The following is a 23,602-nucleotide window of genomic DNA, read 5'->3' as shown; positions in this document are numbered from 1 at the left end:
GTGCGAGCGGACTCGCCGGTCTGAATGAAGAGCGGCTGCGAGGCGGAATCAACCGCTGCGGATCGTGGGCATGGCGTCGTGTCTCCTGATCTTGTCTTTTGTCGGCTGCCGGGGCGTCTCGGCCCGTCGGCTGTTTCACAGGATAGCCATGCCTGTCGGCCTGAAACCAATACGTTTTTCCGATCCATTGAGAGGAAGAAACTTGCGTGCGTATCAGAGGGAAATCCTCTGAATTCCTCTGCAAACAGTATTGGTCGAGGCGCGGGGGTGCTTGCTAGAGTGGCTTCACATCGAGGTGCCGCCGTCGCAAGGCCGGGCGGTGCGACGTAGGTTCTAACGACACGTGGAGCATGATGGAGCATTCAGCTATGGCGCAAATCGAAGCGAGCGGGCACGCCCCGGTCGTCATTATCGGAGCGGGGCCGGTCGGCCTTTCCCTTGCGGGCGATCTCGGCTGGCGAGGCATACCCTGCGTGCTCGTCGAGCGCGGCGACGGCATGGTATTCCAGCCCAAGATGGACATGGTCGGCATTCGAACGATGGAGTTCTGCCGCCGCTGGGGCATCGTCGACGATGTCGAAAACGCGGGCTATAACCGCGACTATCCGCAGGATTACGCCTGGGTCTCGCAACTGGCCGGCGGCTACGAATTCGGCCGTGAGCGCTTTCCGAGCGTGCGCGATGAAGCGCGCCCCGAGCAGAGCCCGCAAAAGCGCGAGCGCTGCCCGCAGAATTTCTTCGACCCCGTGCTGACGCGCTTCGCGAAGAAGACCGGCAAGGTGCAGATTCGCTACAGCACCGAATACGTGTCGCATGAAGAGCGTGACGACGGGGTTTCGGTCACCGTGCGCGATCTCGCATCGGGCAGGGAAGAGACGATCGAGTGCCAGTATCTCGTCGGTTGCGATGGCGGCGCGAGCCGCGTGAAGGAGACGCTCGGCATCCGCATGACGGGGACGCCCGCGCTGACCTATACGACCAACGCGATCATCGAGTGCAAGGGGCTCGAAGCGCTGCACGACAAGAAGCCCGGCTATCGCTATATCTTCATCGGACCGGAAGGCACGTGGAGCACCGTGGTCGCGATCAACGGACGCGACTGGTGGCGCTTTTCCATCGTCGGCGACGGCGAGATGCGCACGCTTTCCGAAGACGACGTGGCCGCGGCGTTCCGGCGCGCGGTGGGCCGCGACGATGTCGAGTTCAGGATCATCTCCGTGATGCCGTGGATTCGCCGCCAGCTCGTCGCCGACGACTACGGCACAGCGCGCGTGAAGATCGCGGGCGACGCCGCGCATCTGACCTCGCCGACGGGCGGCTTCGGCATGAACATGGGCATTCAGGATGCCGTCGATCTCGGCTGGAAACTGCAGGCGATGGTCGAGGGCTGGGGCGGCACGCATCTGCTCGACACGTACGAGTTCGAGCGCCGTCCGGTGGCGATCCGCAACGTGAACGAGGCGACCAGCAATCTCAAGCTGATGCTCACGCCGCGCAAGAACCTGAGCGCCGCCGTGTTCGAGCCGGGCGAAGCGGGCGACGAAGCGCGCCGCGTGTTCGGCGACGCCTACACCGCGATGATGAAGCGCGAGTGGTACACCATCGGCATTCATCTGGGCTTCCGCTACGAAGGGTCGTCGATCGTGGTTCCCGATGGCACGCCAGAGCCCGAGGACACGGTCAGCACCTATGCGCAGACTTCGCGCCCCGGCCATCGCGCGCCGCATGTGTGGCTCGCGCCGGGCCGCTCCACGCTCGATCTGTTCGGCCGGGACTTCGTGCTGCTGCGCTTCGACGCATCGCTCGACGTGGACGCGCTGCGCGACGCTGCGCAACGCGCGGGCGTGCCCTTCGCGGTCGTCGATATCGGCAATGACGCGGCACGCGCCGCATACGAGCGCGCACTCGTGCTCGTGCGTCCGGATGGCCACGTGGCATGGCGTGCCGACGCGGCGCCCGAAGAGTCGCAGGCATTGATCGACGTGATTCGCGGCGTGTATCCCGTCAGGCCGGAAGCGGTCGTGACCGAAGAGGTGGCCACGCGATGAAACTCGTCACATTCGATCGAGGCCGTATCGGGATGGTGGAGGGCGAGCGCGTCATCGATATCACCGATCTCGCGGGCGCGCAGCCGGGCACCTGGCCGCCCGTCGGCATGGTGCGTCTGATCGCGGACTGGCAGGCGCGCGGCCCCGCGCTGCGCGATGCGCTGACACGGCTCGACAGCAGGCCGCTCGCCGACGTGCGCCTCGAAGCGCCCGTGCAATGGCCGAACAAGATCATCGCGTTTCCGGCGAACTATCACGCGCATATCGACGAGATGAAGCACGGCGCGGGCAGCGGCGTGATCTCGACGTACAAGGCGAGCGGCCAAGGCTTCTTCCTGAAGGCGAATTCGAGCCTGAGCGGACCGGCGGACGACATCGTTCTGCCGCCGCTCGCGGGCCGCGAGATTCATCACGAATGCGAGCTCGGCATCGTGATCGGCAAGCGGGGGCGCGGCGTCGCGCGGGCCGATGCGCGCGACTACGTATTCGGCTTCACGTGCCTGCTCGACATGGTCGTGCGCGGCAAGGAAGAGCGCGTAATGCGCAAGTCCTTCGATACGTTCTGCCCGACCGGGCCGTGGATCACGACCGCCGATGAAATCGCCGATTTCGACAACATCGAGATGCGTCTCTTCGTGAACGGCGAGGAGCGTCAGTCCGCATCGACGCGCAATCTGATCGTCGATATTCCCGAGATGATCGCGATGTCGTCGGCCGTGATGACGCTCGAACCGGGTGACATCATCGCGAGCGGCACGCCGGCCGGCGTCGGTCCCGTCGAGGACGGCGACGTGCTGGAGATCGTGATCGACGGCGTCGGCGCGATGACGCTCCAGGTGCGTCAGGGCGAACTCGGCGCGCACGCCGTGTGGGACGAGGCGAAAGCCGGTCTCGCGGTGTAACGCGCGCCGCTTCGCATGCAGACAAACGAACAGGAAACCGCGATGTCGCACACCGTCACGCAGGCGCCCACCGCGCCCGAAGGTTACTTCGATGACTTGCAGGCCCGCGCGCTCTCGCCGGGCTGGGCGAAGAAAACGCCGCAGATGTGGCCGGCGCCGCGCCCGCGTTTCGTGCCCGCCGTGTGGCGCTATGCCGATGCCCGCGCCGCGCTCGATGCCGCGTGCGCTTTCGTCTCGCCCGAGCAGGCCGAACGGCGCAATCTGATCATGGTCGATCCGATCGCCGACAACATCTACCCGACCTGCCGCAATCTGGTGGCCGCGTATCAGCTCGTGCTGCCCGGCGAGACCGCGCGCTCGCACCGGCATTCGCCCAACGCGCTGCGTCTGATTCTCGATGCGGGCGAGCGCACCTTCACGATCGTCAACGGCGTGCAGATCGACGTCGCGCCGGGCGATGTGGTGCTCACGCCGTCGTGGCACTGGCACGGTCACAGCAACTTCGGCGACGAGCCCGCGTTCTGGATCGACTTTCTCGATGTGCCCTTGGTGCAGAACCTCGAATGCATGTTCTTCGAGGATCACCCGCAACGCAACGAACCGGTGACATCGCACGAACCGGATTCGCCGATGCGTCACAAGCGCGCCGACCTGGAGCGCGGTGCGCGCGAGCACGGCACGTTCGATCTCGCCGCCGAGTGTCTGAAGACCATCGGCGTGCAGTCGATCGGCCTCGCGCGTGGTTCGCGAAAGGAAGCGCGTCCGCGCATCGACAACAACCTCTACACGGTGATGAATGGCCGCGTGCGGTTCACGGTCGAGCCGCTCGGCGCCGTCGAGCTCACGCGCGGCGATGTGATCGCCATTCCTTGCTGGCATGCGTTCGCGATCGAAAGTCTGTCGGAACAGGCGCAACTGATTCGCGTAAGCGACGAGCCCGCGATGCGCGCGCTCGGCTTTCGCGACGTGACGCTGCCCTGACGCGGCGCATAGAGGAGAACACGGTGAAATTCAGCGAAGAACAGGCAATGCTGCGCGACATGGTGCGCAGGGTCGCCAACGAACAGGTGCGCCCGCTCGTCGCGGCGATGGAGGAGACGCGCGATTTTCCGGATGCGCTCGTCGAGGTGTTCGGCGATCTCGGCCTCTTGCAGATGTGGGTGCCGGAGGAATACGGCGGACCGGGCGGCGATCTGACCTCGGTGTGCATCGCGAAGGAGGAGATCGGCCGGGTGTCGCTGGCCGCATCGACGCTGTGCGCGAACAACTCGATCGGTCTCATTCTGCCACTGCTGCACTTCGGCACGGACGCGCAAAAGGCGCGCTATCTGCCGGAAGCCGCGAAGGGCCGCACAATCTCGTCGGTCGCGATCACGGAGCCGGAAGCCGGTTCCGACGTTTCCGCGATCCGCACGACGGCCCGCCGCGACGGCGATTCGTATGTGATCGACGGACAGAAGAGCTGGATCACATGGGCCGCGCAAGCCCACTTCATGCTCGTTTTCGCGCGCACATCCGAAGGGCGCGGGCACGAGGGCATCAGCGTGTTTCTCGTCGATACGAAGACGCCCGGCCTCAAGGTGGGCCGCAAGGAAACGAAGATGGGCCGTCACGGCTCGCCGACCTATCAGGTGTTCTTCGAGAACATGCGCGTCGATGCCGATTGCCTGCTCGGCGAGGAAGGCCAGGGCTTCAAGGCCTGTATGCGGATTCTCGATCTCAACCGGCCTTCGGTCGCGGCGTCGTCGCTCGGGCTTGCGCAGGCCGCGCTCGACGAATCCGTGCAGTACGCGAAGGACCGACGCCAGTTCGGCAAGCGCATCGGCGACTTTCAGGCGATCCAGTTCAAGCTCGCCGACATGGCGATGAAGATCGAGGCCGCGCGCACGCTGCTCTACACGAGCACGCAGGAAATCGACGCGGGCGACACGAGCCGCCTCACGCTGCTTTCGTCGATGGCGAAGTGCTATGTCACCGATGTCGCGATGGAAGCCGCGCTCGAAGCGGTGCAGGTGCACGGCTCGTACGGCTACTCGACCGAATATCCCGTCGAGCGTTTCATGCGCGACGCGAAGCTGAACCAGATTCTCGAAGGCACCAACGAGATTCATCGGCTGATCATCGCGCGGCAACTGCTCGGCAAGTGATGCGGGACAACGACATTGACCACGAAGGACACTGACATGACGACGAGTTTTCATCCGGCGCTGGGTGAGGCGGCCCGCGACTTCCTTTCGCGCGAGCACGGACTGCTGATCGACGGCCGCATGATGCCATCCGATGGCGGCAAACGCACCGATATCCTCGATCCCGCGACGGGCGACGTGATCGCGACGGTCGCCGAAGCGACGGCCACCGATGTGGATCGCGCCGTCGAAGCCGCGCGCCGCGCATTGGAAGGACCGTGGCGCAAGGTCACGCCGTCGGAACGCACGCGCATGATGCTGCGCTTCGCCGATCTGATCGAAGCGCGCGGCGACGAACTCGCGCAACTCGAATGCGTCAACAGCGGCAAGCCGCTGCCGTTCTGCCGCAACGGCGACGTGCCGGGCATCGTCGAGATGCTGCGCTACATGGCCGGCTGGACGACGAAGATGGGCGGCGAAACGCCGAACGTATCGCTCGCGGGCGAATGGCACGCGTACACGTTGCGCGAGCCGGTGGGCGTGGTCGGGCAGATCATCCCGTGGAATTTCCCGCTCAACATGGCGATGTGGAAGATCGCGCCCGCGCTCGCGGCGGGTTGCGCGGTCGTCATGAAGCCCTCGGAGCAGACGCCGCTCACGGCGCTCAGGCTCGGCGAACTCGCGCTGGAAGCGGGCATTCCGCCCGGCGTGCTGAACATCGTGACGGGCTTCGGCAATCCTGTCGGCTCCGCGATGGCAGCGCATCCGGGCATCGACAAGGTCGCGTTCACCGGCTCCGGCGAAACGGGGCGGCGCATCCTGCAGGCGGCGAGCGGCAACCTCAAGCGCGTCTCGCTGGAACTGGGCGGTAAGTCGCCCGTGATCGTCTTTCCCGACGCGAATCTCGAAGCCGCGGCCGCGGGCGTGTGCTCGTCGATCTTCTTTCATGCCGGGCAGATTTGCGCGGCGGGCTCGCGCCTCTATGTCCACGAACGCGCGTTCGAGCCGATGCTCGAACTCATCGCGAAGCGCGCGAACGGCATGAAGATGGGCCACGGTCTCGACGCCGGCACGGACATGGGGCCGGTCATCTCGCGCAGGCAACTCGATCGCGTCGCGAGCTACATCCACAGCGGACAGGAAGAGGGCGCGACGCTCTATGCGGGCGGCGGCTCGTCGGGCGAGCACGGCTACTTCGTGCAGCCGACCGTGCTGACCGGCGTTACGCCCGGCATGAAGGTTCACGACGAAGAAATCTTCGGACCGGTGCTCTGCGCGATGTCCTTCGCCGACGACGACCTCGACCGCATCGCCGCGACCGCGAATGCATCGACCTACGGGCTCGCGGCGAGCATCTGGACGAAGGACATCGGCCGCGCGCACAAGATGGCGCGCCGCATGCAGGCGGGCATCGTTAACGTGAACGCGTTGTCGTCGCCGGATGCGACTTTGCCTTACGGCGGCTACAAGCAATCGGGCTGGGGCCGCGAGCGCGGCTTCGAGGCGATCGAGCTCTACACCGAAGTCAAGGCGGTCGCGATCAATCTGAACAACTGACGCGTCGCGCACAGGACAGGAGAACACGCATGACAGGCAGCATCGAATACGTCGCGAAGGACGGCCGGGCTTACATCACGATCGATCGCCCGGAGAAGAAGAACGCGATGACGAGCGCCATGCTCGATCAACTGATGGACGGCTACGACCGCGCCGAAGCCGACGACGACGTGCGCGTGGTCGTGCTGCAAGGCGCGGGCGAAGACTTCACGACCGGCCACGATCTGGCCGAAGTCGGCACGGAATACGGCGAGACCACGTTCGACGACAAGGGCCGTCCGCGCAAGCCGAGCCAGCGTGCGCGCCTGTTGCACGACAAGCGGTATATCGAACGCTTCGAGCGCATCTTCAAGTTTCTCAAGCCGACGCTCTCGCTGGTGAAAGGCTATTGCCTCGGCGGCGGCCTGTATCTCGCCGAAGCGTCGGATCTCGTCATCGCGGCCGACACCGCGAAGATGGGGCATCCGGAGCAGAAGCTCGGGCTGTCCGGCGCGGCCTACTTCGCCGCCTGGGAAATGATGACGCTCGGCCCGCGCAAGGCGCGCGAGCTGCTGCTGATGGCCGACGTCTGGGACGCGCAGACCTGTCTCGCGAACGGGCTCGTCAACAAGGTCGTGCCGCGCGCGTCGCTTGCCGAGGCGGGCGAGGAATGGGCGGAGCGGATCGTGCGTTTGCCGCGCGACGGCATCGTGATGGGCAAGGCCGCGACCAATCTCGCGATGAACGCGCTCGGCATCGACGCGCAATTCTCGTACGGACACGTTCTGCATGCGCTCGCCACCAACGTGCGCTACGAGTCCGACGAATACAACTTCATGAAGCAGCGCCGGGACAAGGGCGTGCGCGCATCGAACCATGAACGCGAAGCGTTCTACACCGAAAAGGACAAGGCATGAAGACGGCGCTGCAGGGCCTGAAAGTGCTGGACTTCACGCAGATGATGACCGGCCCGTTCGCGACGATGATGCTCGGCGATTGCGGCGCGGACGTCATCAAGGTCGAGCAGCCGGAAGGCGATCCGTTCCGCCGCTCCGGCGAGACGACGCTCAACGGCGACGGCGCGTTTTTTCTCGGCGTGAACCGCAACAAGCGCGGCATCGTGCTCGATCTGAAAACGGAAGCAGGACAGGCCGCCGCGCGCGCGCTTGCCGCCGAGGCCGACGTGCTCGTCGAAAACTTCAGGCCGGGTTTCACGGAGCGTGTCGGGATCGGTTATGAAGCGCTGCGAGAACTGAATCCGCGCTTGGTCTATTGCTCGATCTCCGGCTTCGATCGAAACGGTCCCGACCGCAATCGCCCGGCGCTCGACATGATCATTCAGGCGATCTCGGGCGTGATGCAGGTCACGGGCACGGAAGAATCCGGACCGCTCAAGACGGGCTTTCCGTTCTCGGATCTCGTCACGGCGCTGCTCGCGGCGATCGGCATGCTGACCGCCTTGCAGGCGCGCGAGCGCACGGGCGAAGGGCAGCGCGTCGATCTGTCGATGCTCGATGCGAGCATCTTCAGCCAGGTGCCGCGCGACGTGTATTTCGATCTGACTGCGAAGACGCCCGTGCGCATGGGCAACCAGCACTGGGACATCGTGCCGAACAACACGTACGCGACGTCCGATGGCCGCGACATCATGATCATCACGATCAACGACAAGTTCTGGCAGGTGCTGTGCGATGCACTCGACGCGCCCGAGCTGAAAACGGACGAGCGTTTCGCGACGAAAGCCGCGCGCCTGGCGAACCGCGATCTCGTGAACGAACGGCTGGCCGCGATCTTCGCGACCCGCGATCTCGACGCATGGGAAGCGCGCCTCTCGGCGGCGGGCGCGATCTACGGCGCGGTGCGGACGTGGCCCGAAGTGTTCAGCGATCGGCATGTCGTCGACAAGCTGTTGAAGACGCTGCCGCATCCGAAGGGCGGCGAATTCAAGATCGTCAATAACCCGCTGACCTTCTCCGCGACGCCGACGCGCATCGACCGTTCGCCGCCGATGCTCGGCGAGCACAACGACGAAGTGCTGACGCGGCAGGGCGGCACGTGGCCCGCCCCGACGCAATGAGAAGGCAATGAGAAGGCAAGGAGAGATATCGTGGAGCGGACCTGCATCATCGTCGGCGCGAGCCATGCGGCGGCGCAACTCGCGCCCAGCCTTCGACAGGAAGGCTGGGAAGGCCGCATCGTCGTGATCGGCGACGAGCCGCATTTGCCGTATCACCGGCCGCCCTTGTCGAAAGCGTATCTGCTCGGCGAGAAGACAAGCGACGACCTGCACATCCGCACGGCCGATGCCTACGGGAAGTTCGGCATCGAGTTTCGTCTCGGCGAGCGGGTGGTCGCGATCGATCGCGAGCGCAAGCTGGTGACATTGAGCGATGGCGCATCGCTCGTCTACGACAAGCTTGCGCTGTGCACCGGCACGCGCGTGCGCACCGTCGCGCTGCCGGGCGCACAACTGGAAGGCGTGCACTATCTGCGCGGCATCGGCGACATCGACCGCATCAGGCGGCATGTGCAGCCGGGCGCGCACGCGGCGATCGTCGGCGGCGGCTATATCGGCCTCGAAACGGCGGCCGTGCTCAATCGGCTCGGCATGCAGGTGAGCGTGCTCGAAATGGCGCCGCGCGTGCTCGCGCGCGTTACGGCGCCGGAGGTGTCGGCGTTCTTCGAGCGCGTGCATCGGGAAGAGGGCGTCGATATCCGTACGGGCGTCACGTTGAGTCGTTTCGAAGGCGGCGCGCGTGTCGAGCGGATCGTGCTTGGCGACGGCACGGCGTTGCCCGCGAGTCTCGTCGTGATCGGCGTGGGTGTGGTGCCGAATGTCGAACTGGCGCAATCGGCCGGGCTCGATGTCGAGAACGGCATCGTCGTGGATGCATGCGCGCGGAGCTCGGACCCGGATATCGTCGCGGCGGGCGACTGCACGATGCATCCGTCGCCGTACTACGGGCGCATCCGGCTCGAATCGGTGCCCAATGCGACGGAGCAGGCGAAGGCCGCGGCCGCGGCGCTCTGCGGCAAGGACAAGCCCTACCGCGCGTTGCCGTGGTTCTGGTCCGATCAATACGACATCAAGCTGCAGATCGCGGGCCTGAACGCAGGTTACGACCAGGTGATCGTGCGCGGCGCGCGCGAAACGGGCCGCAGTTTCAGCGCGTTCTATCTGAAGGACGGCCGGCTCGTCGCGGCGGACTGCGTGAACCGCGCGCAGGAATTCATACTCAGCAAGCGGCTGATCGCGGAAGACATCGCGCTCGATGCAACGCGTCTGGCCGACGAAACGTTTTCATTGAAGTCGTTGTTCGAAACGGCACAACAGCAGTCCGATTGATTCAGCCAGAGAGAGGTGTGCAATGCCAGTCGTCAAATATGTGCAGGTGAGCGGCGAGACCACGGAAGTCGATGTGCCGCTCGGCAGTTCCGTGATGCAGGGCGCCGTCGACAACATGATCGCAGGCATCGTCGCCGAATGCGGCGGCGCGTGCAGTTGCGCGACCTGCGAAGTCTATGTCGATGATGCGTGGATGGGCGCGGTCGGCGAAGCGTGCGATATCGAGCGCGACATGCTCGAAGGTCTCGGCGAGCCGCGCAGCAACAGCCGCCTGAGTTGCCAGATCGAGATCACGCCGGAACTGGACGGCCTCGTCGTCGCGATTCCCGGCTGATGGTGAGTGATGGTGAGTGATCTGCTGGCGATCCTGCGCGTGCGCGAGACGAGCCGTCATGTTTTCATGGGCGAATCGCTCGTCGATGGCGTGCGGCGCATCTACGGCGGGCAACTGCTCGCCCAGTCGATCATGGCGATGGGGCGGACCGTGCGCGAGTCGCACGGTCTGCATTCGATGCACGGCTATTTCGTGCATCCCGGCGATGTGTCGAAGCGCATTCGCCTCGACGTGCAGCCGGTGCGCGATGGCCGCAGCTTCAGCACGCGCCGGGTGACCGTCACGCAGGATGAGCGCGTGGTGTTCATCGGCGCGGCCTCGTTTCAGGCGGCGGAGGGCGATCACGAGCGTCTCGCGCCGATGCCGGACGTGCCAGCGCCCGAACACATGCCCGCCGAAGCGGATTTCTACGCGGGCGAAGCGCATCTGCTCGAACGACGCCGTTCGCACGTCGCGACGATCATGAGGCTCTTCGAGCGGCGTAGCGAGATATGGCGGCCCTGGCTCGATCCGGGCGTGACGGCGTCCGTCAACGGGCTTTGGTGCCGGTTGCGCGAGCCGTGCGGCGATGATCCGCTGCTCTGTCACGCCGTGCTCGCCTATGCGTGCGATCTCGACCTGATGACTACCGCGATGCGTCCGCGCGGCTACGGCACGATGGACCGCCGCACGCGCTCGGCGAGCCTCGATCACGCGATGTGGTTCCATGCGCCCGTGCGTCCCGATGCATGGTTCTACTACGACATGAACGGGCCGTGCGCGACCAACAATCGCGGGCTGGGCGCGGGCGCGCTGTATCAGGAAGGGCGGCGGATCGGCACGGCGATGCAGGAAGGTCTGATGCGCGTCATCGAGGATGAGCGCCTTGCGTGACGTCGTCGGGCAACCTGTGGATGAATCATGGTGAGGACACGATGGGTCAGTGGGACGACAAGTTCGAACGCGCCGCGCGCCGATGGTCCGAATGGACGATGCACGACTATGCGCAGACGGAGCGCGTGATCGGACATATCGTCGAGGACAAGGCGCGGCGATATCCGCATCACGAAGTGTTCCGGTTTCGCGAGCGAACCATCACGTTCGAGGAGCTGAACGCATCTTCGAATCGCGCGGCGAACGGCTTTCGCGCGCTAGGCATCGGGTCCGGCGACAAGGTGGCGCTGATGCTGTCGAACCGCGTCGAATTCCTGTTCGCATGGTTCGGGCTGAACAAGATCGGCGCGGTGTGCGTGCCGATCAACGTCGCGCTGAAAGGCGAGGGCCTCGCGTACCAGATCGATCATGCCGATTGCGTGGCGCTCGTCGCCGAACCCGCATACGCCGGGGCGCTTGGCGCGATCGCCGACCGGCTGCCGAAGCTCAACTACACGATCGTCGTGGATGGCCGCGGGCATCCGCATCCCGCAGACTGGCCCGGACGCGAAACCCTGCATTTCGACGAACTGATGGCCCGCGCGGAGACCGCGCCGGGCGTTGCGGTGGACTTCAGGCAGCTATCGACGATCTCGTACACGTCGGGCACGACAGGGCGCTCGAAGGGCGTGATGATCAGCCATCACTACTGGTACGAGATCTGGTCGCAGGCGGTGCAATACTCGCGCTATACCGACGAAGACGTGCTGTACACCGGCCTGCCGTTCTTTCACACGAGCGCGCACGGCACGACGGGTCCCGCGATTCTGGCCGATGCGCAGGCGGTGTTCGTCGATCGCTTCTCGGCGAGCCGCATGCTCGACGATTGCCGCCGGTGGAACTGCACGTCGGCGAAGTTCATCGGCGGGATGCTGTCGATTTTGATGAAGCAGACACCCTCGCCACTCGATGCCGACAATCCGCTTCGTCTGATGGTGGGCGCCGCCGCGCCTCCGCATCTCTGGCATGCGTTCGAGGCGCGCTTCAACACGCGCTTGCTTGAGCTATACGGTATGACCGAATGCAGCAGTTGCCTCGTGAATCCCTACGATGACCGCCGCGCGGGCGCGTGCGGCAAAGCGATCACGGGCTACGAGGCGCGCATCGTCGATGATCTGGATAACGAAGTGAAACGCGGCGAGACGGGCGAATTGATCGTGAGGCCGCAACGCCCGTTTCTCGGCACGAGCGGCTATTACAAGGACCCCGACGCGACACTCGACCTGTTTCGCAACCTCTGGATCCATACGGGCGATCTCGCGCGGCAGGACGACGACGGCTACTTTCACTTCGTCGACAGAAAGAAGCAGGCGCTGCGAAGGCGCGGCGAGAACATTTCGTCATTCGAGGTGGAGGCGGTGATCGGCGCGCATCCGGCGGTGCTCGAATCGTGCGTGGTGGGCGTGCCTTCCGATCTGGGCGAAGACGACGTGAAGGCCGTCATCGTGCTTAAGAACGGCGAAACACTCACGGAAGCCGAACTGATCCGCTGGTGCGAGCCACACCTCGCCTACTTCGCCGTTCCGCGCTACATCGCGTTTCGGGAGAGCCTGCCGAAGACGCCGAGCGAGCGCGTCGAGAAGTATCGGCTGCGCGCCGAGGGCGTCACGGTCGACTGCTGGGATCGCGAACGCGCGGGCATCGTCGTTCAGCGCTGATGCGCGCCGTCACGAAGCGGCAACGATAGGAATTCGGTCTCACTCGCTCGCAAAACAGTATTGGACCTGCATCGCCTGACGGGCGAATCTTGAGCCTGAGCCGCTCGACGCAGAGCGTGCATGAAGATGATCCGGTTCAAGACCATATCGTGAGAAGAGGTGACACATGACTACAAACGTTGCAGTCGTTACGGGCTCGAACGGCCTGACGGGACAAGCCATTTGCAAGAACCTGAGAGAGCGCGGCTATAAGGTGGTCGGCTTGGACGTCGCCGAGTCGGGTAAGGGCGAGTACGCCTACCGCAAGTGCGACGTCACCGATATCGAGCAGATTCGCGCGGCCGTCGAAGCCATCGACGCGGAGCACGGCACGATCCGCGTGCTGATCAACAACGCGGGCGTCTGGCACGGCAAGACGTTCTTCGACATCTCGCCGAACGATTACGACTTCACCTACGGCGTCAACGCGCGCGCGCCGTTCTTCCTGAGCCAGGAAGTGGCGAAGCGTCTCGTGAAGGCGGGCGGCGGCGGCGTGATCGTGAACCTCGCATCGATCGTGGCGACGGCGGGCAGCGGCGTGACGGACTACGGCGGCTCGAAGGCGGCCGTCATCAATCTGACGAAGAGTCTGGCGAAACCACTCGGTCCGCACGGCATTAGGGTCGCGGCCGTGTCGCCGGGAACGATCAACACGGCCATGGGCGAGAAGGTGCCCAAGGAGATCCGCGACAAGCTCATCGCGGGCTCGGGCCTGCAGCGCGCCGCCGAACCTGAAGAAATCGCGTCGGCCATCGGTTTTCTCGTGAGTGACGACGCGCGCTATGTCACGGGCGCGACGCTCGACGTCAATGGCGGTCTGTAAGCGGCTTTCCCAAATGAACTCAAGCATTCAATCGATCTGACGGGAGGCGCGATGTCTGGATGTCCTTTCAGCAAGCCGGCGTTCCCGATGCCTCGGCAATGTCCTTTCGTTCCGCCCGCGGAGTATCGCGATTTTCAGCAGCAGCCGGGACCGGTGAAAGTACAGATGTGGGACGGCAAGGACGCATGGCTTTTCACGCGTTACGATGACGTGCGCGCCGTGCTCGGTGACAACCGCTTCAGCGGCGATCCGCACATCGACGGCTTTCCGAGCCTCTCGCCCGCGCGCAATGCCGTGCTCGATCTGGAGCCCGCGTTCATCCGCATGGACCCGCCGCAGCACGGTCACTTTCGGCGCATGCTGACCAAGGAGTTCATGATCAAGCGCGTGAGCGAAATGCGCCCGCGCATCGACTCGATCTTCAACCGGCTCATCGACGAACTGCTGGAGAAAGGTCCGCCCGCGAATCTGGTCGAAGATCTCTTCTTGCCGCTGACCTCCGAAGTGATCGCGGGCCTGCTCGACGTGCCCGCGTGCGATCACGGCTTTTTTCAGGAGCAAAGCCGCCTCAAGGTGCTGCTCGATGTCGATCCGTCGATTCCGAAGGCGGCATCCGACCGCATTCTCTCGTATCTCGACCGGCTGATCACCGAGCGCGCGAAAGACGCCGACAACCGCACGGACCTGCTGAGCCGGCTGATCGTCGAGCAGGTCCGGCCGGGGCATCTGACGCATCGCGAACTGGTGATCATGGCCGAGTTGCTGCTGATGGCTGGCCACGAAACGACCGCGAACCAGATGGCGCTCGGCGTGTTCAGCTTCCTCACCAACCCGGACCAGTTGCGGCTGCTGCGCGAGACCCCATCGCTCCTGCGCAATGCGGTCGAGGAAATGCTGCGCTTTCATACCATCGTTCACTACAACGCGTTCCGGGTCGCAACGGAAGACGTCGAAGTGGCGGGGCGGACGATCCGCAAGGGCGACGGCGTGATCGCGCTGATTTCCGGCGCGAATCACGACGCCACGGCGTTCGAGCAGCCGGATCGCTTCGACATCACGCGCAAGGCCGATCATCACGTCGCGTTCAGCTACGGGATTCATCAGTGCCTGGGCCAGCCGCTCGCGCGCGTCGAGTTGCAGGTCGTGTTTGCAACGCTCTTCGAACGCATGCCGGACTTGCGCTTTGCCGTGCCGCTCGAAGAGATCAAGGGCAAGGGCGATCATTTCGTGCAGGGCCTCGAAGCCTTGCCGGTCACCTGGTAATCAACTGGAAGCGCGCTCATCGTAGCGATGAAGGAGAGCAGGGCATGGCAAACGGAAACTTCAAACTGCGCGTCGCGGTGGATCAGGACGTGTGTGTCGGCGCGGGACTGTGCGTGCTGTCGACGGCCGATGTGTTCGACCAGCGCGACGAGGACGGCGTCGTGAAGCTGTTGCAGACGGAACCGGACGAGGCGCTCTATGAAAAGGTGCTCGGCGCGGCGCGCAAATGCCCGTCGAAGGCGATCAAGGTCGAAAAGCTGACCGGCGATGAAGGCGCGCAGGAGAGCGGGCAGTGAACGCGCGGCCCGAATCGGTGACGATCGTCGGCGCGGGGCAGGCCGGCCTGCAGGTCGCGGCTTCCTTGCGCGACGAAGGCTACGAAGGCGCGATCACGCTCGTCGGCGACGAAGCGGCGCTGCCGTATCAACGGCCGCCGCTGTCGAAAAGCTTCCTGACCGGCGATGTCGCGGCGGACAATCTCAGCCTTGAAGAAGCACACTGGTTCGACGATGCGCGCATCGAGCGGCTGGCCGGCGAGCGCGTCGGCGCGATCGATCGCCAGCGCCGTCGTCTTGCGCTGTTGTCGGGGCGCATCGTGCCGTACGATCATCTCGTCCTCGCGACGGGATCGCGCAACCGCTCGCTGCCGTTCGCGACGCAGCCGGCGCACGGCGTCGTGTCGCTGCGCTCGGTGGGCGATGCGCATCGGCTCAAGGCGGCACTCGGCGATGCGAAGCGCATCGTGGTGATCGGCGCGGGCTTTCTTGGCCTGGAAGTCGCGAGCATCGCGGCCGCGCGGGGCTGCGACGTGCATGTCGTCGAATCCGTGGACCGCGTAATGAAGCGCGCGATTTCGGCGGAGATGTCGACGGCGTTCACCGCGCATCATCAGGCGTCGGGCGTGCGTTTTTCCTTCGATGCGCGCGTCGAGCGCATTCTCGGCCGCGGCGATCATGCGTGCGCCGTCGAGCTGGCGGACGGCACACGGCTCGACGCCGATCTCGTGCTCGTGGCCGCCGGCGTCGTGCCGAACGGCGAACTCGCCACGGCGTGCGGTCTGTCCGCGTTCAACGGAATCATCGTCGACGAGCGTCTGCGCACATCGGACCCGGCGATCTCCGCCATCGGCGATTGCGCGGCGTTTCCGTACGCGTTCGACGGCGGCGATCTGCTGCGTCTCGAATCCGTGCAGAACGCGGTCGATCAGGCGCGGCATGTGGCGCGCGCGCTGCTCGGCGACGTGACGCCCTACGATCAAACGCCCGTCTTCTGGAGCGATCAGGGCGGCGCGCGGCTGCAGATCGCGGGCGTCGCACGAAGGCTCGACAGCAGCGTCGTGCGCGGCGATCCCGCATCCGGCGCGTTCTCGGTGTTCCGCTACCGGCATCATCGGCTGACGGGCGTCGAATCGTGCAACCGGCCCGCCGAGCACATGGCCGCGCGGCGCTTGCTGCACAGGCGCATCAGTCCGACGCGCGAGCAGGCCGCCGATCCGTCATTCGACCTCAAGCTGTTGCTGACGCTTGAGGAGGCAGTCTGACATGGCTGCACCGCCCATTCTCGACGGCATCCGCATTCTCGACATGACGTCGGTGATCTTCGGCCCGTATTGCACGGCGACGCTCGCCGAAATGGGCGCCGATGTCATCAAGATCGAACCGCTCGGCGGCGACGAGATCAGGCGCGTCGGGCGGCCCGCGAAAACGCGCGGCATGGGACCGGCGCACATGACGCTCAATCGCGGCAAGCGCTCTGTCGTATGGGATTTGAAGACGCTGCGCGGCAAGGCCTCGCTGTTGCGTCTGCTTGCGCGCTGCGATGTGTTCATCCACAACCTGCGGCGCGACGCAATCGAGCGGCTGGGTCTCGGATACGACACGATCCGCGCGCTGCATCCGCGCCTGGTCTACGTGCACTGCACGGGTTTCGGCGAAGGCGGTCCGTATTCGGGCAGGCCCGCGTATGACGACATCATCCAGGCGGCATCGGGTGCGGCGAGCCTGCTGCCGCGCGCCGACGGCAATCCCGCGCCGCGTTATCTGCCGATGGCGATGGCCGATAAAGTCGCCGGCCTGCACGCGACGTATGCCGTGCTCGGCGCATTGCTGCACCGGGAACGGACCGGGCAGGGGCAGAGCGTCGAGGTGCCCATGTTCGAGAGCTTCACGCATTTCCTGTTGCAGGAGCATCTCTATGGCCGCGCGTTCATTCCGCCGACGGATGCGGCCGGTTATCCGCGCCAGCTCGATCCGCTGCGCCAGCCGCTGAAGTGTCTCGATGGTTACATCGCGGTCGCGCCGTACACGGACGAACGCTGGGTGCGCTTCTTCGACGTGACGGGGCATGCGGACTTCCTCGAACAGGAAAAGCTGTGCACGGCGCGCGAACGCTTCCACGCGCTCGACCGGATGCACGCGGAGATGGCCCGCATCGTGGCGAACAAGCCGTTGCGCCACTGGCTCATGCTTTTCGCAGAGTGCGATATTCCCGCGTCGGAAGTGCGGAATCTCGATGGTGTGCTCGCGGACCCGCATCTGGCGGCAGTGGGTTTCTTCGAGCACGGGGTGCATCCGTCGGAAGGCGGCACGCTTCAGATGCGCCTGCCGGTGAGGTTTCACGGCACGCGGCCCGCCGACATGCGTGCGGCGCCGCGTCTGGGCGAGCACAGCGAAGAGATCGATGCTTGGCTGTGTCGAGCGCCTTAAGCAGCGGCGGCTTCGACGAGACGCGGCGACGAGGTATCGATGAAGTATTGCGGATGACGCGCGATCAGTTGCGCCGCGTTCGCGCGCGCGGCCTCGCGCCACGCGTTGAGCAGCGGCGGCACGCGGTCCTTGTGCCAAGCGAGCGACAGCGAGACACCCGCGGTTTCGACGGCAAGCGGCCGGTAGGCGACGCCGTGCGGCTGCATCAGTTGCATGATGGCCGGCACGACCGCGACGCCCACGCCCGCCGCGACGAGACACGCGGACGTATGCATGTCGTAGGCCTCTTTCGCGACGTTAGGCTTGAGGTTCGCGTCTTCGAAGATATCGAGAATCTTGTCGCCGTAGCCGCGCTCCGTCGCCGTGCCGCGCGCGACCGCAATGAGCGGCCACTTCGCGAGATCGCGCAGGTCGACGGGTCCCGGAACGTCGTACTCGCTCCCGGCGGGCACGGCCACCACGAGCAACTCGCGATACAGCAGCTCGGTCACGATGTTGTGATCGAAAACATGGCCGCGCACGAGCCCGACTTCGATCAGGCCTTCCTTGAGCCCCGCGATTTGCTGGGAGATCGTCATTTCCTGCAGGCTCACGTCCGAGTTCGGCGCGAGCGTATTGAAGATCCGCAGCGTGTTCGGCAGAAAGCAGTAAATGGCCGTGTAGATCGAACCGACGATGAGATGCGCCTGCGCCCCGCGCCCCGACGCGCGCACCGCCGCGATGGCCGCCGATGCCGTGTTGAGCACGCGCTGCGCGTGCTCGACGAGAATTTCCCCGGCGGGCGTGAGCAACACCTTGCGTTTCTCGCGCGTGAAAAGCGGCGTGCCCAGTTCGTCTTCCAGCGCGATGATTTGCGCGCTCAATGCGGGCTGCGCGATGTTCACGCGTTCCGAAGCGCGCGTGAAGTTCAGCTCGGCGGCCACGGCGAGAAAGTACTGGAGTTGGCGCATGTTCATGTCAGCGTTCCTTCCTTGCTGGTCGCGTGCGGCCGGTCGCGACGACCGCCTCACGCAGATTCGATTCCGGCTCGCCGACGTACGCCGCAACAAGGCGTTCGTCGGCCATCTGACGAATCGGGTCGCTCATATACAGCGCGAGAGACAACGTGCGAGCCAGGCGGCATGCCAGCATCGATTTCGCGCCGCGCGTGTGGGTCGCTCGCATCGCGTCACCGTGCTTGCGGTCAGTGGACGCCGCGCCACGCGAGCGTGCCGGCGTCGATGCTGAAGGTGCTGCCCGTCGAGAACGACGCTTCGTCGGACGCGAGGAAGCACACGAGCTTCGCGACTTCTTCGGGCCGTCCCAGACGTTTGAGCAGATGGGTGCCCCACAGGCGCGCGCGGGCCTTCTCGCGGTCCTGCGCGTGCTCGACGCTATGGCCGAGCATCGGCGTGTCGATCGCGCCCGGCGCGTAGGCGTTGCAGCGGATGCCCGCATCGGCGAGATCGAGCGCGATCGCCTTGGTCAGCATCACGACGCCGCCCTTGCTCGCCGCGTACGCGGGCAAACCCGGATACGCGACGCTGCCCGCCACCGACGCGCCATTGACGATGGCCGGACTCTTCGTGGATTTCCGCAGCCACGGCGCGGCAAACTTGCTCGCGAGCCACATCGCCTTGAGATTCACGCTCATGACCGTGTCCCATACCGCTTCGGGCAGGTCTTCGATCGTCGGGGCGCGGCCGGTCAGTCCGTCGTCGGTGACGCCGGCGTTGTTGACGAGCACGTCGATGCCGCCCGCGAGGCGCGCGGTTTCGTCGATCATGTGGCGGATCGCATCGGTGTCCGACAAGTCCGTGCGGATGAAGCAGCTTTTCGCGCCGGCTTCTTCGACCTCGTGAGCGGCCGTCGCGCCGCGGTCCGCCTGCAGGTCCGCGAGCGTGACCCATGCGGCGCCCTGGCGCGCTGCCTCGATCGCGATTGCGCGGCCCATGCCCTGCGCCGCGCCCGTGACCACGACGACCCGGTCCTTCAGCTTCATTGCGTGTCTCCGTTCTGTTTTTTTCTGCTTGATGAGAGACAAGGTAAAGCAACGAAGTGAGTTAATCTATAAGAGGCTGTCTCTGAAAGTTTATCGATCGTCTCAACATGGACATCCTCACCGACATCATCCGGCTCATGCGGCCGCAGGCGATCAGTTGGCGAACGGTCGACGCGCAGGGCCGATGGGGCATGAGCGTGCCGTGCCGGGACATACCCGTGTTCTGCCTCGTCGTCGCGGGGCAATGCTGGTACGTGCCGCGCCACGGCCAGCCGCTCCTGCTGCGGCAGGGCGACTATCTGCTGATGCGCGCGACGGCCCGCTACTGCCTCGTGAGCGATCCCGACGCCATCGGCACGCTGCATGCGATGGAAGCGCACGTCGCAAACGATCAATACGTGCGCTGGGACGAAGGGCTTGGCGGCGAGAAGGTGCGGCTCGTCGGCGGCTACTTCGAGATCGGACCCGAGCATACGGCGCTGTTCTCGGGCATGCTGCCGGACTTTCTGCACATCCGTTCGTCGGATGAAGAAGCGGGACGGCTCTCGCGTCTTATCGCGCTGATCGGGGACGAGTCCGGCTGGGACCTTCCGGGTCATGACCTCGTGATGAGCCGGCTCGTCGAGATCATGCTGGTCGAAGTATGGCGCCGTCCGTTGACGAAGATCGACGCGCGCGAAGCGGGCTGGTTCAGCGGCATGGCCGATCCCAACATTCACCTCGCGCTGCAGCGGATGCACGCGGACGTGGCGCGTCACTGGACCGTCGACAGTCTCGCGAAGGAAGTCGGCATGTCGCGTGCCGCCTTCGCGCGGCGCTTCGCGGAGCGTGTCGGCGTTGCACCGGCGACGTATCTGTCGAACTGGCGCATCGCGCTCGCCAAGGATGCGCTCATCAACAGCGAGCGCCCGATCATCGATATCGCGCTATCGATCGGCTACTACTCGGACAGCGCCTTCAGCACGGCATTCAGCCGTAGCGTGGGCGTCGCGCCCGCGGCTTTCAGGCGCGCGAGACGAAGCGAACAGCCCGCGCAATAGCGGGGGTTCGCAGCTATACGCCGATCTGCTTGAATCATCGTTTTTTAGTATTTCCCCTTTGGCAGGGCTCGCCCGTATCTTGTGCTCATCGCGGCGTCGGCAGTCGCTTCTTCCGGAAGCGATGCAAGGCGCGGTTCATCGAATTCGCAAGAGAGCGCACCATGCTGAGGGTATGCATTTTCGGAGGCGGGGCAATCGGCGGCTATCTGGCGGCGCATCTCGCGCGAGCCGGACGCTGCGAAGTGAGTGTCGTCGCGCGAGGCAGGACGCTCGACGCCATCCGCAGCGGCGGGCTGCGCGTCACGACCGCGAACGAGACATTCACGGTGCCCGTGCGCGCCACGTCCGACACACGCGAACTGGGCGTGCAGGACTACGTGTTCATCACGCTCAAGGCGCATCAGGTCGATGAAGCGCTCGAACAGATCGCGCCGCTGATCGGCCCGCGCACCACGGTGCTGCCGCCGACCACAGGCATTCCGTACTATTTCTTTCACGCGTTTCCCGGACCTTTCGACGGGCGGCAACTGCCCGCGCTCGATCGCGACGGGCGTCAATGGCGCGCGATTCCGCCGGCGCAGGTGCTGGGCTGTGTCTACTGGATCGGTGCGCATGCGAGCGCGCCGGGCGTCATCGTGCAGGACGGCGCGAAGGCAGGCTGTCCGGTCGGCGAACTCGACGGCAGCGACTCGCCTCGCGTGCGCGCGCTGAGTGAGCTGCTCTGCGCGAGCGGCATCGAATCGAAGGTGAACAAGGACATTCGCTCTGCGATCTGGGTGAAGTTCGTCAACAGTCTCGCGTTCAATCCCGTTGCGCTGCTCACGCAAGGCACGTTGGGAGAGATGGCGGAAGCGGGCGGCGTGCTGAACATCGTTCGCGCGGCGATGACCGAAGCCGATGCCCTTGCCGCGCAACTGGGGCTTGCGATCGGGCCGGCGCCCGACAGGCGTATCGCGCTGACCATCGGTGCATCGAATCACAAGATGTCGATGCTGCAGGACCTGGAGGCGGGCCGTCCGCTCGAACTCGAACCGCTGAGCCGCTCGATTCGCGCGCTGCGCGATCTCAAAGACGTGGATACCCCCGTTCTCGACGCCGTGCTCGCGATGGCGCAACTGCGCGCCGTCACCGCGGCGCATGCACTCAAAACACAGGAGCAACACGCATGACACACGCATCCACGACAGCCGCGACGCAAGACGACCACGACTTCCGACGCCCGCTCGCCGGCGTGAAGGTCGTCGAGGCATGCAGCTATATCTCGGGTCCGTTCTGCGCGCAGATGCTGTCGGATCTCGGCGCCGACGTCATCAAGGTCGAACCGCCAACGGGCGATCCGTATCGCAACTTCGGGCACGGCTGGAAGGGTGTGGGGACGGTGTGGACCAATGCGAATCGCGGCAAGCGCAGTGTCACGCTCGATCTCAAGTCAGCGGACGATCTCGCGAGATTCAAGACGCTCCTGCGCGACGCGGACCTGTATATCGAGAACTGGCGTCCGCATGTGTCGGCGTCGCTCGGCTTGAGCTTCGAGGCGGTGAGCGCGCTGAATCCGCGCATCGTTCAGCTTTCGATCACGGGGTACGGCGCGGACGGCGAACTCGCCGCCGAGCCGGCCTTCGACGCGCTGATTCAGGGCCGCACCGGCCTGCTCAGCTACGAAGCCGCGGGCGGCACGCCGCGCGCGACGAACACGTTCGTCGCGGACAAGGTCGCCGCGATCTTCGCCGCGCAGATGGCGCTCTCGGGACTGATCGCACGCGATCGTGCGCAGAAGGCGATTCATCTCGAGACGTCGATGCTCGACATGCTGTCCTACTACAACTTTCCGGACATGTTCCACAACCGCGCTTTCATCGACGACGCATCGCCCGAAACGCTCGCGCCGCAACCGGTGCTGGCGACGAGCGACGGGTATCTCGTGATTTCGCCCGTGTCGGGCAAGCAGTTGAGCCGCACGCTCGAAGCCGTCGGGCATCCCGAATGGAAAGACGAGTTGAAGAAGATCACCAGCAAGCGCGATATGACGCACGCGTTTTTCGAGCGCATCGCAGCACCGCTCAGGAAGCAGACGACCGCGCACTGGCTCGCGCGTTTTCGCGAGCTCGATGTGCCGGCCGGCCCCGTGAATGCGCCGGATGCGCATCTGAACGATCCACAGGTGCGGCATAACCAACTGTATTCGCAACTGGAAACGCCCGCGGGTGCAGTTCGGGCGATACGTTACCCGGCACGCTTCAACGGGCAACTGTTCAAACCCCGCCAGGCCGCGCCCGCGCTCGGCGAAGGCAATGCCGAACTGTTCGGCTCGTGACAAGAACCAGCGGCCGAACGTTGCCGATACGGAGAAACCAGTGCCTGTCATCCTGAGTGGCGTCGACGGCATCCGTGCCTGTCTGGGCATCCATCTGGGTCACAGCGACTGGTTCGAGGTCGATCAGGCCCTGCTCGATCGCTTCGACGCGTGGACCGATGACCGGACGACGGGACACATCGACGGCGCGAATCAGGCGTTCGTGCCGGGCAGCGTCCTGCTCGCCTTGCTGATTCCGATGCTTCAGCAGATCTACATGCTGGAGGACACGCTGAATGTCGCGCTTCACAGGATCGAGCAAGTGCAGTTCGTCGCGCCCGTTCCAACGGGCTCGGGTCTGCGCGTCGGCGCAATGGTCAGGTCGGTTCAGCCGGCGGGCGATCACTGGCACCTGCATCTCGAATGTGCAATGGAATGCGATGTTCTGAGCGGGCCGGTCATGCGTGCGAGCGTGCTGTACCGGTTCCGGTCGGCGGTTGTTGCAGGCGTGCCGAACCTGTCGTTGTGCGCGAGGTGAACCGGTTATACGACATCGGCGAAATCAGGATTTTAATGTAGTACTACAAATCAAAGTC

The 23,602-nt window shown here is 65.0% G+C and carries 23 protein-coding genes; 20 read left to right on the top strand and 3 right to left on the bottom strand.

Annotated features, from left to right (window positions below; genetic code table 11):
* Positions 1-368 precede the first annotated feature (368 nt).
* The 16 genes from LY284_RS26845 (at position 369) to LY284_RS26770 (ending at position 17,692) form a co-directional block, all read left to right on the top strand.
* Entirely contained in the window at positions 369-2,048 is a 1,680-nt protein-coding gene (locus tag LY284_RS26845; protein ID WP_233389125.1) for an FAD-dependent oxidoreductase, read from the top strand.
* Positions 2,045-2,950, top strand: coding sequence for a fumarylacetoacetate hydrolase family protein (locus LY284_RS26840; protein WP_233389123.1), 906 nt, complete (start codon positions 2,045-2,047; stop codon positions 2,948-2,950). The genes LY284_RS26845 and LY284_RS26840 overlap by 4 nt, the downstream gene beginning before the upstream one ends.
* A 15-nt stretch (positions 2,951-2,965) precedes the next feature.
* Positions 2,966-3,931, top strand: coding sequence for a cupin domain-containing protein (locus LY284_RS26835; protein WP_233389121.1), 966 nt, complete (start codon positions 2,966-2,968; stop codon positions 3,929-3,931).
* Between the two features lie 23 nt (positions 3,932-3,954).
* The gene (locus LY284_RS26830; RefSeq protein WP_233389119.1) at positions 3,955-5,097 is read left to right on the top strand and encodes an acyl-CoA dehydrogenase family protein; all 1,143 of its coding nucleotides are present in this window, start codon (positions 3,955-3,957) and stop codon (positions 5,095-5,097) included.
* Between the two features lie 36 nt (positions 5,098-5,133).
* Complete coding sequence (locus tag LY284_RS26825; protein WP_233389117.1) at positions 5,134-6,633, top strand: aldehyde dehydrogenase; 1,500 nt, start codon at positions 5,134-5,136, stop codon at positions 6,631-6,633.
* A 29-nt stretch (positions 6,634-6,662) separates the two neighbouring features.
* On the top strand, positions 6,663-7,529 hold the full coding sequence (locus LY284_RS26820; protein WP_233389115.1) for an enoyl-CoA hydratase-related protein: 867 nt from the start codon (positions 6,663-6,665) through the stop codon (positions 7,527-7,529).
* On the top strand, positions 7,526-8,689 hold the full coding sequence (locus LY284_RS26815) for a CaiB/BaiF CoA-transferase family protein (RefSeq protein ID WP_233389112.1): 1,164 nt from the start codon (positions 7,526-7,528) through the stop codon (positions 8,687-8,689). Before LY284_RS26820 ends, LY284_RS26815 begins: the two co-directional genes overlap by 4 nt.
* Before the next feature lie 30 nt (positions 8,690-8,719).
* Positions 8,720-9,958, top strand: coding sequence for an NAD(P)/FAD-dependent oxidoreductase (locus tag LY284_RS26810; protein WP_375294297.1), 1,239 nt, complete (start codon positions 8,720-8,722; stop codon positions 9,956-9,958).
* A 22-nt stretch (positions 9,959-9,980) separates the two neighbouring features.
* Positions 9,981-10,292: a 2Fe-2S iron-sulfur cluster-binding protein gene (locus LY284_RS26805; protein WP_045459565.1), complete on the top strand. Its 312-nt coding sequence runs from the start codon at positions 9,981-9,983 to the stop codon at positions 10,290-10,292.
* Between the two features lie 9 nt (positions 10,293-10,301).
* Positions 10,302-11,165 carry an acyl-CoA thioesterase II gene (locus LY284_RS26800; RefSeq protein WP_233389110.1) on the top strand — a complete coding sequence of 288 codons (864 nt, stop codon included), beginning with the start codon at positions 10,302-10,304 and terminating at the stop codon, positions 11,163-11,165.
* A complete protein-coding gene (locus tag LY284_RS26795; RefSeq protein WP_233389108.1) occupies positions 11,162-12,862 on the top strand; it encodes an ATP-dependent acyl-CoA ligase in 1,701 nt (566 codons plus the stop codon). The genes LY284_RS26800 and LY284_RS26795 overlap by 4 nt, the downstream gene beginning before the upstream one ends.
* Positions 12,863-13,028: 166 nt before the next feature.
* Positions 13,029-13,724, top strand: a complete 696-nt coding sequence (locus LY284_RS26790; RefSeq protein ID WP_041733573.1) for an SDR family NAD(P)-dependent oxidoreductase — start codon at positions 13,029-13,031, stop codon at positions 13,722-13,724.
* Between the two features lie 87 nt (positions 13,725-13,811).
* Complete coding sequence (locus LY284_RS26785; RefSeq protein ID WP_233389106.1) at positions 13,812-14,987, top strand: cytochrome P450; 1,176 nt, start codon at positions 13,812-13,814, stop codon at positions 14,985-14,987.
* 44 nt (positions 14,988-15,031) lie between these two features.
* On the top strand, positions 15,032-15,283 hold the full coding sequence (locus tag LY284_RS26780) for a ferredoxin (RefSeq protein ID WP_233389103.1): 252 nt from the start codon (positions 15,032-15,034) through the stop codon (positions 15,281-15,283).
* Positions 15,280-16,527, top strand: coding sequence for an NAD(P)/FAD-dependent oxidoreductase (locus LY284_RS26775; RefSeq protein WP_233389102.1), 1,248 nt, complete (start codon positions 15,280-15,282; stop codon positions 16,525-16,527). The genes LY284_RS26780 and LY284_RS26775 overlap by 4 nt, the downstream gene beginning before the upstream one ends.
* A gap of 1 nt (position 16,528) precedes the next feature.
* Positions 16,529-17,692: a CaiB/BaiF CoA-transferase family protein gene (locus LY284_RS26770; RefSeq protein WP_233389100.1), complete on the top strand. Its 1,164-nt coding sequence runs from the start codon at positions 16,529-16,531 to the stop codon at positions 17,690-17,692.
* Here the strand turns inward: LY284_RS26770 and LY284_RS26765 are convergent.
* Genes LY284_RS26765 through LY284_RS26755 form a run of 3 tightly spaced genes read right to left on the bottom strand, consistent with a single transcriptional unit; the run spans position 17,689 to position 19,673 of the window.
* Positions 17,689-18,648: a LysR substrate-binding domain-containing protein gene (locus LY284_RS26765; RefSeq protein WP_045459578.1), complete on the bottom strand. Its 960-nt coding sequence runs from the start codon at positions 18,646-18,648 to the stop codon at positions 17,689-17,691. The two genes, LY284_RS26770 and LY284_RS26765, sit on opposite strands and share 4 nt — an antisense overlap.
* Before the next feature lies 1 nt (position 18,649).
* Entirely contained in the window at positions 18,650-18,856 is a 207-nt protein-coding gene (locus tag LY284_RS26760; RefSeq protein WP_041733577.1) for a hypothetical protein, read from the bottom strand.
* Between the two features lie 19 nt (positions 18,857-18,875).
* The gene (locus LY284_RS26755) at positions 18,876-19,673 is read right to left on the bottom strand and encodes an SDR family NAD(P)-dependent oxidoreductase (protein ID WP_233389098.1); all 798 of its coding nucleotides are present in this window, start codon (positions 19,671-19,673) and stop codon (positions 18,876-18,878) included.
* A gap of 107 nt (positions 19,674-19,780) precedes the next feature.
* Here LY284_RS26755 and LY284_RS26750 point away from each other — a divergent pair, with 107 nt between their 5' ends.
* The 4 genes from LY284_RS26750 to LY284_RS26735 all read left to right on the top strand — a co-directional run bounded on the left by LY284_RS26750 (position 19,781) and on the right by LY284_RS26735 (position 23,544).
* The gene (locus LY284_RS26750) at positions 19,781-20,713 is read left to right on the top strand and encodes an AraC family transcriptional regulator (protein ID WP_233389096.1); all 933 of its coding nucleotides are present in this window, start codon (positions 19,781-19,783) and stop codon (positions 20,711-20,713) included.
* A 161-nt stretch (positions 20,714-20,874) separates the two neighbouring features.
* Complete coding sequence (locus tag LY284_RS26745) at positions 20,875-21,882, top strand: ketopantoate reductase family protein (protein ID WP_233389094.1); 1,008 nt, start codon at positions 20,875-20,877, stop codon at positions 21,880-21,882.
* Positions 21,879-23,027 carry a CaiB/BaiF CoA-transferase family protein gene (locus LY284_RS26740; protein ID WP_233389091.1) on the top strand — a complete coding sequence of 383 codons (1,149 nt, stop codon included), beginning with the start codon at positions 21,879-21,881 and terminating at the stop codon, positions 23,025-23,027. The genes LY284_RS26745 and LY284_RS26740 overlap by 4 nt, the downstream gene beginning before the upstream one ends.
* A 40-nt stretch (positions 23,028-23,067) precedes the next feature.
* Positions 23,068-23,544 carry an acyl dehydratase gene (locus LY284_RS26735; protein ID WP_233389089.1) on the top strand — a complete coding sequence of 159 codons (477 nt, stop codon included), beginning with the start codon at positions 23,068-23,070 and terminating at the stop codon, positions 23,542-23,544.
* The last annotated feature ends 58 nt before the right edge of the window (positions 23,545-23,602 follow it).

This window comes from Caballeronia sp. PC1, assembly GCF_021353155.1.
Lineage (GTDB): Bacteria > Pseudomonadota > Gammaproteobacteria > Burkholderiales > Burkholderiaceae > Caballeronia > Caballeronia cordobensis.
This window is presented reverse-complemented; position numbering and strand designations above follow the sequence as displayed.